The organism is Bacteroides sp. BFG-637, assembly GCF_024793605.1.
Lineage (GTDB): Bacteria > Bacteroidota > Bacteroidia > Bacteroidales > Bacteroidaceae > Bacteroides > Bacteroides vicugnae.
On sequence record NZ_JANUPD010000002.1, the window covers coordinates 1878592 to 1891799 of the forward strand.

Here is a 13208-nt window from a genome sequence, read left to right on the forward strand (position 1 = left end):
TAAGACTACATTTATGAATGATATAAAATTTTCTTTATGGACAGTAGGGTGGCTGTACATCCTATTCTTTGCAGGCGGTTGTAAATCAACGAATGATTCGATAGCTCCGGTTTCTTTAACTTGGGAAATGGGAAACTGCGATGAGAATGGCAAATATTATGAAAATTCATTTCTGCTGAAGAATATATCAGATACTCCTGTAGGGAAAGAATGGGAGATTTATTATTCGCAGTTTCCCCGTACTATCCGGCAGGATGCTTCGTCATCGGTTAGAGTGGAGCAGGTGAATGCAACCCTTTTTAAAATGTATCCGGGAGAGGGATTTATCTCATTAGCTCCGGGAGATTCATTGAAAGTGATTTTCCGGTGTGATGGGGAAGTGCCAAAGAATTCGCATGCGCCCGAAGGAAGCTACTGGGTGAGCCAGTCGGGAGCATCGAAAGGTAAGCCACTTCCTGTAACATTGAATAACATACCATTACCTATGACGGAATGGCAAAGAACGATTGCCCGGAAAACGTACGAAACAAACCTTCGTTTGAACAATGCAGTTACTCCGGAGTTTCGTTCGACGGATATAATACCTTCCATAAAAAAGGTGATTACTACCGGAGGTAATATCTTATTAGAAAAACAACTAGCTTTGACTTTCCATGAGGATTTTGCCAATGAGGGAAAACTGCTAAAAGAGAAACTTTCCGGATGGTATGGCTTGGAAGTAGTGCCGGAAGCTCCGGTAACCATTACTCTGGATTACCTTTCTGACAAGAAGAAAGCAGTTAATGAGGAATATTATGAATTGAGTATCGACGGTCAGCAGATCAGGATTAGCGCTACTACTCCGCATGGTATTTTTAACGGAACGCAGACCCTGTTGGGGTTACTGAAAGGACAGGAGAGTCCGTTCCGGTTGGAAGCAATGTCTATAAAGGATTATCCGGATTTATTATATCGGGGACAGATGTTGGATATTGCCCGGAATTATACAACGGTGGATCACTTGAAGAAACTGATTGATATTATATCTTCTTACAAACTGAATGTGCTTCAGTTCCATTTCTCGGATGATGAAGGTTGGCGGCTGGAAATTCCGGGGTTAGAAGAACTGACTGCCATCGGATCACGACGGGGACATACTACCGATGAAAAAGATTGGTTGTATCCGGCTTATGATGGTGGATATGATCCGTGTGCCGCTACATCGGGAAATGGTTATTATACCCGGGAGGAATTTATTGATTTATTGCGATATGCAACCGAAAGACATGTGCAGGTTATTCCGGAAATAGAATCCCCCGGCCATGCGCGTGCGGCAATTGTAGCAATGAATGCGCGTTATCGGAAATACATCGATACAGACCCGGAGAAAGCGAAGGAATATCTTTTGAGTGACTTGCAGGATACTTCCCGATATGTTTCCGCACAGGCCTATACGGATAATGTTATGAATGTAGCCTTACCTTCCACTTACCGTTTTATGGAGAAGGTGATTCAGGAAATTGTGAGCATGTATAAGGAAGCGGATGCACCACTGACCACCATTCATTTAGGTGGTGATGAGGTGGCTAAAGGGGCATGGATGGGATCACCCTTATGCAGAACGTTCATGGAAGAACAGGGAATGGAAAAGGCACATGATTTGGCCGAATATTTCATTACCCGGGTGGTTGATTGTTTGCAACAGCATAATTTATCTTTTAATGGCTGGCAAGAGGTAGCTTTAGGGCATAAGAAAGATACTCATACTTATTTGGCTCAACACGCATCCGGTATCAATTCATGGAAGACTGTTCCCGAATGGAAAGAGGATGAAATTCCTTATCAGATAGCCAACAACGGTTATCCGGTTATTCTCTGCAATGTGAATAACTTCTATCTGGATTTGGCTTATGATGCTCATCCCGATGAACCGGGACATTTCTGGGGCGGATATGTGGATGAATCCAAAGCCTTTTCCATGCTTCCATTCGATGTCTATCGTTCTTCCCGTACGGATATGGCGGGAAATCCGGTTGAGATCAGTTCCGCAGGAAAAGGAAAAACGGCTTTGACCGCATCCGGCAGGAAACAGATAAAAGGCGTACAAGCCCAACTGTTTGCCGAAACAATTCGAGGATTTCAATGGGTAGAATATTATATGTTCCCTAAAGTGATGGGACTGGTAGAGCGTGGTTGGAATGCACATCCGGACTGGGAAACTCTTTCCGGAGCAGCAGAGCAACAGGCTTTTGACCGGGATCTGGCACTATTTTATGAGAAAATCAGTGTAAAGGAAATGCCTTATTGGAGCCGGATGGGGGTAAACTTCCGTTTACCGCATCCCGGACTCTTCGTGAGAGATGGACTTCTGTATGCGAATACTCCTATCGAAGGAGCACAGATATGTTATACGACGGATGGAACTGAACCGACGATTGATTCGACACTATGGGAGACCCCTGTAACGTGCCAGTCTGCTGTTGTAAAAGCAAAACTGTTTTATAGGGATAAGCAAAGTGTGACCAGCTGTTATTTACAGTAATTAGTGGAATAGTATAGCAGCCTTAGATACACAAGTTTTTTGTTTGTGTATCTAAGGCTGCTATGGATTTTATTCAGAAAGGCTTGGCTCATCAAGAAAGAGAAGTTCGAAATAAAAGAATGAAATGAACAATGTGAATGGATAACTGAGTGTTGGTCGGCTTATGATTGGTGATATAAATATAATAAATATTAATAAACTCATCCGCAACTAGGAAATATCCCCCATTTGAGAGTCTATATAAATAAAAGAATGAACTTATTTCTTATATCATAAATGAACATGAAATTCAAAGCAATGTTACTTGGCCTGTCTGTGATGGCTGCACTGCCTGCTTTTGCGCAGAAGCCGGTGTACTTGGACACAGGTAAGCCTATCGAAGAGCGAGTGAAAGATGCATTGAACCGGATGACCCTTGAAGAAAAGGTGAAGATGATTCATGCACAGTCTAAATTTAGTTCGGCAGGCGTTCCCCGCCTCGGAATTCCCGAAGTATGGGCTACTGATGGTCCTCACGGTATCCGTCCGGAAGTCTTATGGGATGAATGGGATCAGGCAGGATGGACAAACGATTCCTGTATTGCTTATCCGGCACTGACGTGCCTTGCTGCTACATGGAATCCCGAAATGTCTCATCTTTACGGGAAAAGTATCGGTGAAGAGGCGCGTTATCGCAAAAAAGACATTCTGTTGGGCCCCGGTGTGAATATCTACCGTACACCCTTGAACGGACGTAACTTCGAATATATGGGAGAAGACCCGTATCTGTCCGCCACTATGGTGGTTCCTTACATCAAAGGTGTACAAGAGAACGGGGTAGCTGCCTGTGTGAAGCATTATGCCTTGAATAATCAGGAGTTCAACCGTCATACCACCAATGTACAATTAAGTGATCGTGCTCTTTATGAAATATACCTGCCTGCTTTTAAAGCAGCTGTCCAGGAAGGTGGAACATGGTCGATTATGGGCTCTTACAATCTCTATCAGGGAGAGCACGCCTGTCACAACAAGCGCCTGCTTAAAGATATTCTTCGTGATGAATGGGGCTTTGATGGTGTTGTAGTGTCCGACTGGGGAGGTGTGCACAATACCGAGCAGGCGATTCACAATGGCATGGACCTCGAGTTTGGTTCATGGACGAACGGACTGTCTGCCGGAACGAGAAATGCCTATGATAATTATTTCCTTGCTTTCCCTTACCTGAAATTGATAAAAGAGGGTAAAGTAGGGACAAAGGAACTGGACGAAAAGGTTAGTAATGTCCTTCGTCTGATATTCCGTACTTCAATGGATCCGCACAAACCATTCGGCTCTTTAGGTTCTCCCGAGCACGGGCAAGCCGGACGTGAGATAGCTGAAGAAGGAATTGTATTGTTGCAAAATAATGGTAACGTACTGCCTATCGATTTGAATAAAGCTAAGAAAATAGCCGTTATCGGTGAAAATGCCATTAAGATGATGACTGTGGGCGGTGGTAGTTCTTCTTTGAAAGTGAAATATGAGATTTCTCCGTTGGATGGACTGAAAAGCCGTGTGGGTTCAAAAGCGGAAGTGGTATATGCCCGTGGATATGTAGGCGATCCGACAGGAGAGTATAACGGTGTGAAAACCGGTCAGGACTTGAAAGACAACCGTTCGGAAGATGAACTGCTTGCAGAGGCTTTGCAAGTGGCTAAAGATGCCGATTATGTTATCTTCTTCGGTGGCTTGAACAAGAGCAATCATCAGGATTGTGAAGATTCGGACCGTGCTTCCTTAGGTTTGCCATACGCACAAGATAGAGTGATAAGCGAACTGGCAAAGGTGAATAAAAACCTGATTGTTGTCAATATCTCCGGCAATGCTGTGGCCATGCCTTGGGTAAATGAAGTGTCGGCTATTGTACAGGGCTGGTTTCTGGGTTCGGAAGCCGGAACAGCTCTTACTTCCGTATTGGTAGGAGACGCTAACCCTTCAGGAAAACTTCCTTTCACCTTCCCTGCAAAACTGGAAGATGTAGGTGCTCATAAACTGGGCGAATATCCCGGTAATAAAGAAGAACTGGCACAGTCCAAACATAGAGGGGACACCATTAATGAAATCTATCGGGAAGATATTTTCGTAGGTTATCGTTGGGCGGATAAAGAGAAAATCAAACCGCTGTTCCCGTTCGGACACGGATTGAGCTACACTACTTTTGCCTATGGAAACCCCTCGGCTGACAAGAAAACAATGACAGCAGATGATACTATCTCTTTCACGGTCAATGTGAAGAATACAGGAACTCGTGAGGGGCAAGAAGTTGTTCAGCTTTATATCAGCGATAAGAAATCCTCTCTCCCTCGTCCGATCAAAGAGTTGAAAGGTTTCCAAAAAGTGAAACTGGCTCCGGGAGAAGAGAAAACGGTAACGCTGACGATTGATAAGAAAGCATTGAGCTTCTTCGATGATGCTAAACACGAATGGGTGGCCGAACCGGGCAAGTTTGAGGCAATGATCGGCAGTTCATCCAGAGATATTAAAGGTACTGTACCATTTGAGTTGAAATAGGTAGATGTTTTGTTAGAGATTTTTTTAAGGAGATGACAGAGAGTCTGGGTACTCGGAAAACGCTAAGTGATTGCAACAAATCGACTTAGCGTTTTTTTATTGCCTAATTTTCCCTGCGTTTGCAAAAAATAGTAAGAAAGTAGTCGTTTCGCTTGGTAAAGTGTTGTATCAGAAGTAATTTTGGGAAAAATAACAATCAAGGTAACCTATTATGGAAAAAGGTATTTGGCAGGAAATAGAGGAACTGTATAAGGAGTTTCAGCAACTCGGTATCAGTCAGTCGGTGGACTATGAGAAGTACTACCTCTATTCTCTTATTACCCATTCTACAGCCATTGAAGGTTCTACACTAACCGAAATGGATGCACAGCTTCTTTTTGATGAAGGTGTAACAGCTAAAGGAAAGCCGTTGGTATATCATTTGATGAATGAGGACCTGAAGAAAGCATACGAGCTTGCTAAAAAGGAAGCGGAACGCAATACTGTTATAACTCCTGCTTTCTTGCAGAAGTTAAACGCTACTTTGATGCGGACAACAGGGGGAAGGCATAATACAATAGGCGGCTCTTTCGATTCTTCCAGAGGTGAGTTCCGTTTGTGTGACGTTACGGCTGGTGTAGGTGGGCGTTCTTATATGGGTTATCAAAAAGTACCTGTTAAAGTAGAAGAACTTTGTTTCTTGTTGCAGGAACGGCAAAAGAATGTGGAAACGTTCCGTGAACAATACGAATTAAGTTTTAATGCTCACCTCAATTTTGTGACTATTCATCCTTGGGTGGATGGTAACAGGAGAGCAGCTCGTTTATTGATGAACTATATTCAATTCTGCTATCATCTTTTCCCCGCTAAGATTTTTAAGGAGGATAGGGCAGATTATATCCTTTCTTTACAACAGGCGCAAGATGATGAAACCAACCAGCCTTTTTTGGATTTCATGGCAGTGCAGTTGAAAAAAACACTGTCTTTGGAAATACAAAAATATAAAGCTTCTCACAATAAAGGATTTAGTTTTATGTTTTAATCTTGTAGGGCTTCTTTTGATAAGACTTCCACCCATTGTATATTGTGTTGTTTTTCATTAACGAAATCACCGTTACAGTAACGGCTGTTGCATTTATTAATATCGAACTTATGTAATTCTCTAATAGTTTTAAATAAAGTTTCACCAGTTTCACCGTTAGCTGAATAGTTATAGACCAGATATTTATGGTGAAAGGAAACGCAAAATATAGAAATATTCATCCTTCACACTCTTCACCGTTCTTTTTATATGCTATAAGCTAAAGTAAATATGCTATAAGCAAAAACGAATATGCTATAAGCTAAAATTAATAAGCTCATAGCAAACGCTCCATCAAGTATTAACACTTGAGTTATAGGCCATTAATACTTTGTATCTAGGCTATTAATACTTGAGTTGTTGGACATATATACCCAAGACGCAGGATATATATATCCAACATGCTGGCTATATATGCCCAATACATTGGCTATATATACCCAACAATTTGGATGTATAGACACTTAATCTATACGATATAAGCATTTCCACGATGCTATATTGCTATTTATTTCTCTGCATTTTATCTTTGTGAAGGAGGTGAAGGATGGTTCTTTATTTTTTTATGTACCTCTTTCACCATAAACATTTGATTTAGAACTATTCAGCTAAAGGTGAAACCGGTGAACCTTCCATATGAATCTTATAGTAACAAGTAGGCTTTAGGAAGTTCTGCCTTAAGCTTATTGCTGTAAACTTCAATTTATACTGATTTTCTTTTCTCTTTTCTGATTTTATATTCTATCTTTGTAGTGCATTCCATTTTAAACCACGGCGGAGAACCTGCCGTATCAGTGTGGCGGGCTTTTTTATGCCCGTCCCATTAATCCTATATGGCGGTTTCGCACCCCCATGTAGGATGTTAGTGCACCTACTGCTGTCGTGGATAGTGGAATGCAATGGGACAGGCGGAACCGCTTCTTTTATTCCTTAAAACTACCTTTCTGTATCGCCCCGTTGAACTTAATTTATTCACCATTTAATTAAAATTCTTATGGAAGAAGTTTTAAGCAACCAGCAGGCTCGTCCGGGGGACACGACGCAACTCATGCACGCTATCTTTTCATCCGATGATGAAATGATATCTTTTTATCTGACCCTCAATTGTTTTATGAATCCTGAAAGCTATCTCTCTTGTTTTCTTTGCTTTCATCATATACTTTCTTTGCTTTCTGCAAAAAAATAACAATTTCTCACTGATAATCAATTACATTCGAGCATTTATTTATTAGTTGTAGAGAATTTGACATTTAATGCATGTACCTATTTCCGTAGAACATATACATTCCTTGTATCAGAAAGTTGATGTATAGATAATGATAGATTGAAGCGGTAAACATCTTTCTCCGTCTTTTGGAGCGCGATGCTATATACTCTTTTTACATTCTAATAGAAAAGTGAGGTTATCGTTTACCTAATGTCAACAGACTTTCCGGTCCCATATTGAACAACAAGTCTATGATACTCAAATTAGGTAGAAAACTCAGTTTGGATTCGAAAACCTGATAGTAAGGTTGTGGAACAAACTCTGTATCTACTTCCCGGAAATCCTTTTTGGGATGGATGACTTCCCGAAAATCGGATTCTCCGGGAGCAAACTCCATCTTATATTCACTAGTACGCTCCATAGTGGGGTGAATATCTATCAATTCACAGACCATCCGGCATAGTTCTTCGTTGAAATCGATTAAAAACTCGTATTTCTTTTCGTAGAAGGGACGGAAGTCGTCCTTGTAATATTCAAAGAAAGGAGTACTGTTGTAGGCCGATTCGATGGCGTTCCAGTGCAGATGTCTCCAGTTGCCGTGGTCGGAAATGCGGATATCCTTCATTGGACACTTCAATGTGTCGGGTTTTACGGTTGGGATGGAAAGAGCTAATTCGCCGGATGGTCCGGCAATGGTACACCGGTTACGGTAGGTTTGTTTGATGTAGTGGTCATGTTGTTCTACAAACACTTTGTCATAAGCCAGTAGCTTGGTATAATATTCGACGGGAGCGAGATAAGCTGAAGATAAATAGGCTATTTTCATTTCTTTCATTTTAATTCGTTTAGGGAACTCTATAATTGAGGATATTATTAAGGAGCTGTTTCTTTTATGAATCGGAAATCGGAAGATTATTCCACTGTTCTGAAAAAACGGTTCCATCGGTATCCGTCAAACAGCCCTGTATCTTTTTCTTTGGAGAACCAGATGACGGAGGCTTTTCCGATGACATGGTCTTGCGGGACAAATCCGAAAAGACGCGAGTCGGAGAAGTTGACGGTATTGTTAGACCCCATCCAATAATAATCTTTTGTGAAATAACAGTGTTTCGTGGGCTTTCCGTCCACGTAGAGGGTATCGTTTTTTATCTCTGCCTGTTTGCCTTCGTGCATCACGAGCGTATTTCGTAGCAGGGTTATGTTCCAGGGATAGACACGTATAAATTGCCCCTTTCCGGGAACAATCAGCGGATTCGGATCAGTGTTTTCCTTGTTCGACAGAGGTTGAACGAAGCACTCTTTTCCATTCATCGCCTGTTCCAGCAGATAGTATTCATAACGGCTGAAACTGCGCACGTGGGTACTGTCATTGCTTCCCATCAATCCGTCGTTGGTGATGGAAAGAGTATGCATCAGTGAGGTTATCAGATTTTCTTTTGAAGCGGGGTACGAATAAAGTCTTTTCTTATCCGGGTTGAACTGTGCCTCGGGAGAAATAACGGAGAAAAGGGAATCAACAAATAAGGTGTCACCCGGCATTCCGAGGCAACGGCTGATATAGATTTCCCGGCGGTCGATGATAGGTTCCCGGATTCCGGCCGGATTATTGAACACTACGATATCTTGTCGCCGTACAGGACTTTCGCACCAACGATGATAAGAAAAGAGCGACATGAAAGGAATTCGCAACCCGTAACTCCATTTATTCACTAAGATACGTTCACCCTGGAAAATGGAGTTTTCCATACCGGTGGAAGGGATAAGGCAGGACGTAAAAGCAAATCCCCGGAGTAGAAGCACTACGACTACTGCTCCGGCAAATGCTAGTATCCATTTGAATTTACGAATGTTCATTAATATTTATCACCTTATCACTCTATTCTATCCGTACACTTATCAGTCTACCCACTTGAAGAGGCGGTTCCAACGGATTTTACCGTCAAACCATCCACGGTCTTTGTCAAGCGACAGCCATACGACAATCGGTTTGCCCACTACATGATCTTCGGGTACAAAACCCCAATAACGGGAGTCGGCAGAGTTGTGACGGTTGTCACCCATCATCCAGTAATAATCCATTTTGAAGGTATATTCATTGGTCTTTTCACCGTTGATGTAGATACCGTCTGGTTTCACTTCCAGCTTGTTGCCTTCGTAGGCTACGATGCAACGCTCATAGATAGGCAGGTTGTCTTCTGTGAGGGTAATGGTAGCTCCTTTGGCAGGAATCCAGATCGGACCGTAATTGTTGCGGTTCCATTTGGTATAAAGGTTTAGCGGATACATCTGTCCGGCGTATTCTTCCGGTTCCATTACTATTTTGCTGATTAGCTTTTTATTGCCAAGGAGAGTGTCATACATCTTTTTAGTCAATGGAAGATGATATACCGGATTCAGTTTGCCTTGCGCATTCCGGTTGTCCAGTCCCATTTCCAATAATCCGCCTTCCCAGCCAGAGTCTTCTATCAGCATGGTGTCATCCTTGCTGATGCCTAATTCGCGCAGCATATCTTCCGGAATGTACGGACCGGTAGTCTGCACGAAGTAGTTGAATTGCAGGTTTTCGGGGTTCTCAATCGCCTTACCGTCAATCATCACCTGTCCGTCTACAATTTGCAATGTATCACCGGGCAAGCCGACACAACGTTTCACATAATTCTCGCGACGGTCTACCGGACGCCACAGTACTTCACCGTAAGTACGCGGATTGTTTAGAATCTGTTTACGTCCGGCGGCGTAGTAGAGGTCATAGATTGCACGTTGCTGTGAACGTGTCAGGCTATCCATCTCAATCTGTTTGGAGTAGATGCGTTGTCCTTCACCGTAAGCCAGCGTATAGAAGTCCGTTGTCTGTTGGTAGTTCACTGCTACCGTGTCTCCTGCCGGGAAGTTGAAGACAACAATGTCATTCAGCTTCACTTTGCCGAAGCCCGGTACCCGTTTGTATTTCCATTGTGGCCACTCGATATACGATTTAGTATTGAAGACAGGCAGCGTATGTTGTGCCAACGGCATAGAAAGCGGAGTGTTCGGTACGCGGGGACCGTAGCTCATCTTGCTTACATACAGGAAATCGCCTACCAGTAATGATTTTTCCAGCGAAGAGGAAGGGATCTGGTAATTCTGGAAGATGTAGATATTGACGAAGTAGACAGCAACCAACGCAAATACGATGGCATCCACCCAACTCATCACACTGCGGACAGCCGGATTCTTCGACTTCTTCCAAAAAGACCAAGGTATTTTCTTTGTGATATAAATATCGAAAATGAAAGGAACAATAATCAATCCCCACCAACTCCGTACCCAGAGAAGGAAAGCGAGGTAAAGTAGAATAGCAATGGCACATTTGATCCATTGTACATGCTCCACTTTTGTTGTTTCTTTTGGTAGATTTAACTGTAAAGTTGATCCGTATTGATTGTCTTTATCTTCTCCTTTTCTGAAAATCAGGACAAAAGGAAAGCAAGGTATTAATTGCCAAAACCCGTTTATTCCCAAATCATGACATCTTTTAGCACCCTGTGCGACATTGATCCATATTATAGGAATTAAAATAAGCATAATAAGAAAGGGGGGGCCTCTTCTTCTGCATATGTTATGGGAAGTGTTATCACCCCTGTGAAAAGAGCTGTTAGAAAATATTCTAACCGTCCGATTCTTCCTTTGAAAGAAAATAATCTTTTTAGCATATCTTTATTTTGTTGATTTCAAGAATGGGAATAAATCACTCATGCCCAAAAAACCTTCGTGTGTGGCCGTATATTCGGCTGCCAGTACGGCTCCCAATACAAATCCGCCACGGCTTTTAGCATCATGCGTGATAGTTATGCTGTCTACATCAGATTCATAGCGAATGGTATGCAGACCGAACACTTCTCCTTCGCGGATAGAGGCGATAGGAAGTTCATTAGGCGCGCAATCGTTGGTTCCGCTAATGGTTCCGTCCGGTGCAAGGAAAGTTCCTTCCACCCATTTGTCCTTACGGTCCATCTTTTCCAGAATACCTTCTGCCAGTGTGATGGCTGTTCCGCTAGGAGCATCCAGTTTATGAATATGATGTGTCTCGCTCATGGTGACATCATAAGTGGGGAACTGGTTCATAATTTTAGCCAGATACTTGTTGACAGCAGAGAAAATGCTGACTCCCAGACTGAAGTTGGACGACCAGAACAGTGTTTTGCCTCCTTCAGTACAGAGCTTTTTGATTTCTTCGCCATGCTCGGCCATCCATCCGGTGCTGCCGGATACCAGTTTCACACCGGCTTTGAAAGTTTTTATATAATTGCTGTAAGCTACCATCGGATTGGTAAACTCAATGGCCACATCGGCCGATTTGAACGCTTCGGATTCGAAGTCATCCTGATTATTGATGTCAATGATGCAGACGATTTCATGTCCGCGACTACGGGCAACCTTTTCTATCTCTTTGCCCATCTTTCCGTAACCGATCAGTGCTATTTTCATTGTTTTCTGACTTATATTCAAAATAATAGTCGCAAAGATAAGATTTTTATTACATTTGCAGCGCACATTAACGTCTTGTTAACATGGAACATCTTCTCCACTACGTGTGGAAACATAAATTATTTCCTCTGAAAGTACTGCAAACCACCAACGGCTTACCGGTAGAAGTGATTGATTCCGGTCTGCAAAACCCGAATGCCGGTCCCGACTTTTTTAACGCGAAACTAAAGATTGATGACACCTTATGGGTAGGGAATATAGAAATACATACACATTCTTCTGATTGGTTTCGCCACGGGCATAATTGCGACAAAGCCTACGATTCTGTAATTCTCCATGTGGTGAGCGAGGTGGATACGGAAATAACCCGTACCAACGGTGAACAGATACCACAACTATTGCTGACTTGTCCGGAAAATGTACAATCCCATTATCATGAACTTTGCGTAGCCGATCATTATTCGGCTTGCTATCCCATCCTTGCCTCTCTTCCCAAACTCACTATCCATTCCTGGCTGACCGCTTTGCAAACAGAGCGTTTGGAACAGAAAGCACAGTTAATCATGCATCGTCTCGAACTTTGCAACAGTAATTGGGAAGATGCTTTCTTTATCACCCTTGCCCGTAATTTCGGTTTTGGATTGAACGGAGATGCTTTTGAAACGTGGGCGGAATTGTTGCCATTTCGTGCGATGGATAAGCACCGGAATAATTTGTTTCAGATAGAAGCTTTCTTCTATGGTTTGGCAGGGTTGTTGGAAGACACATTTCTGAAAAAGGAACAGGAGGACGAGTATAGTATTCGTCTTTGTAAAGAGTATCGTTATCTGCAGCGAAAATTTGAAATCGGGCAGGGGATGGATGCTACTTTATGGCGTTTTCTCCGGCTTCGTCCGGAAAACTTTCCGCATATTCGCTTGGCGCAGTTGGCTTATCTCTATCAGAAAGGAGATAAGCTGTTTTCACGTTTACTGGAAGCGGATACTCTGACGGATGTGAGAGCTTTACTGGATACACGTACGTCTTCCTATTGGGAAAATCATTATTTATTCGGGCGACTGTCTCCACAAAAGGAAAAGACGATGGGAGAGCGTTCCAAAGATTTGATTATCATTAATACGGTGGTTCCTTTTCTTTATACCTATGGTTTGCACAAGACGGATGAACGAATGTGTGAACGTGCCTCACGTTTTTTGGAAGAATTGAAGGCGGAGAGCAATCATATTATCCGTTCGTGGAGCGATGCCGGACTTCCGGTAGTCAGTGCGGCGGATAGTCAGGCACTGATACAGTTACAAAAAGAGTATTGCGATAAGCGGAAATGTCTGTACTGCCGCTTCGGTTATGAGTATTTAAAGCATACAAAGATTTAGTTCTTAAAATAACCAAGATGCCAAACTTGTCATTATCTTTGCGTCGTCAAT

At 42.6% G+C, this 13208-nt stretch carries 9 protein-coding genes; 5 read left to right on the plus strand and 4 right to left on the minus strand.

Going from position 1 to position 13208, the window contains the following annotated elements; all coding sequences use genetic code 11:
* Nucleotides 1–13 precede the first annotated feature (13 nt).
* The 4 genes from NXX38_RS07585 (at nt 14) to NXX38_RS07600 (ending at nt 7296) form a co-directional block, all read left to right on the plus strand.
* The gene (locus tag NXX38_RS07585; protein ID WP_258978964.1) at nt 14–2521 is read left to right on the plus strand and encodes a family 20 glycosylhydrolase; all 2508 of its coding nucleotides are present in this window, start codon (nt 14–16) and stop codon (nt 2519–2521) included.
* Nucleotides 2522–2797: 276 nt separating this feature from the next.
* Nucleotides 2798–5050 (plus strand): glycoside hydrolase family 3 C-terminal domain-containing protein, encoded by a 2253-nt coding sequence (locus NXX38_RS07590; protein WP_258978966.1) that lies wholly within the window; start codon nt 2798–2800, stop codon nt 5048–5050.
* Nucleotides 5051–5261: 211 nt separating this feature from the next.
* Nucleotides 5262–6071 carry a Fic family protein gene (locus NXX38_RS07595; protein ID WP_258978968.1) on the plus strand — a complete coding sequence of 270 codons (810 nt, stop codon included), beginning with the start codon at nt 5262–5264 and terminating at the stop codon, nt 6069–6071.
* 1033 nt (nt 6072–7104) lie between these two features.
* Complete coding sequence (locus NXX38_RS07600) at nt 7105–7296, plus strand: hypothetical protein (RefSeq protein ID WP_258982041.1); 192 nt, start codon at nt 7105–7107, stop codon at nt 7294–7296.
* A 217-nt stretch (nt 7297–7513) separates the two neighbouring features.
* Here NXX38_RS07600 and NXX38_RS07605 read toward each other — a convergent pair whose 3' ends face one another.
* From NXX38_RS07605 to dapB, 4 genes are all read right to left on the minus strand, one after another.
* On the minus strand, nt 7514–8152 hold the full coding sequence (locus NXX38_RS07605; RefSeq protein ID WP_258978970.1) for a WbqC family protein: 639 nt from the start codon (nt 8150–8152) through the stop codon (nt 7514–7516).
* A 77-nt stretch (nt 8153–8229) separates the two neighbouring features.
* Nucleotides 8230–9171 carry a signal peptidase I gene (lepB, locus tag NXX38_RS07610; RefSeq protein WP_148365461.1) on the minus strand — a complete coding sequence of 314 codons (942 nt, stop codon included), beginning with the start codon at nt 9169–9171 and terminating at the stop codon, nt 8230–8232.
* 42 nt (nt 9172–9213) lie between these two features.
* Nucleotides 9214–10881: a signal peptidase I gene (gene lepB / locus NXX38_RS07615; RefSeq protein WP_409012854.1), complete on the minus strand. Its 1668-nt coding sequence runs from the start codon at nt 10879–10881 to the stop codon at nt 9214–9216.
* A gap of 132 nt (nt 10882–11013) precedes the next feature.
* Nucleotides 11014–11784 carry a 4-hydroxy-tetrahydrodipicolinate reductase gene (gene dapB, locus NXX38_RS07620; protein ID WP_148365463.1) on the minus strand — a complete coding sequence of 257 codons (771 nt, stop codon included), beginning with the start codon at nt 11782–11784 and terminating at the stop codon, nt 11014–11016.
* An 83-nt stretch (nt 11785–11867) separates the two neighbouring features.
* Between dapB and NXX38_RS07625 the strand changes: the two genes are divergently transcribed.
* Complete coding sequence (locus NXX38_RS07625) at nt 11868–13157, plus strand: DUF2851 family protein (protein ID WP_258978974.1); 1290 nt, start codon at nt 11868–11870, stop codon at nt 13155–13157.
* Nucleotides 13158–13208 lie beyond the last annotated feature (51 nt).

What these genes read in the sequence shown, in the direction of transcription:
- NXX38_RS07585 (WP_258978964.1), top strand. Translation starts at nt 14, where the DNA reads ATGAATGATATAAAATTTTCTTTATGGACAGTAGGGTGGCTGTACATC.
- NXX38_RS07590 (WP_258978966.1), top strand. Translation starts at nt 2,798, where the DNA reads ATGAACATGAAATTCAAAGCAATGTTACTTGGCCTGTCTGTGATGGCT.
- NXX38_RS07595 (WP_258978968.1), top strand. Translation starts at nt 5,262, where the DNA reads ATGGAAAAAGGTATTTGGCAGGAAATAGAGGAACTGTATAAGGAGTTT.
- NXX38_RS07600 (WP_258982041.1), top strand. Translation starts at nt 7,105, where the DNA reads ATGGAAGAAGTTTTAAGCAACCAGCAGGCTCGTCCGGGGGACACGACG.
- NXX38_RS07605 (WP_258978970.1), bottom strand. Translation starts at nt 8,152, where the DNA reads ATGAAAGAAATGAAAATAGCCTATTTATCTTCAGCTTATCTCGCTCCC.
- lepB (WP_148365461.1), bottom strand. Translation starts at nt 9,171, where the DNA reads ATGAACATTCGTAAATTCAAATGGATACTAGCATTTGCCGGAGCAGTA.
- lepB (WP_409012854.1), bottom strand. Translation starts at nt 10,881, where the DNA reads ATGCTTATTTTAATTCCTATAATATGGATCAATGTCGCACAGGGTGCT.
- dapB (WP_148365463.1), bottom strand. Translation starts at nt 11,784, where the DNA reads ATGAAAATAGCACTGATCGGTTACGGAAAGATGGGCAAAGAGATAGAA.
- NXX38_RS07625 (WP_258978974.1), top strand. Translation starts at nt 11,868, where the DNA reads ATGGAACATCTTCTCCACTACGTGTGGAAACATAAATTATTTCCTCTG.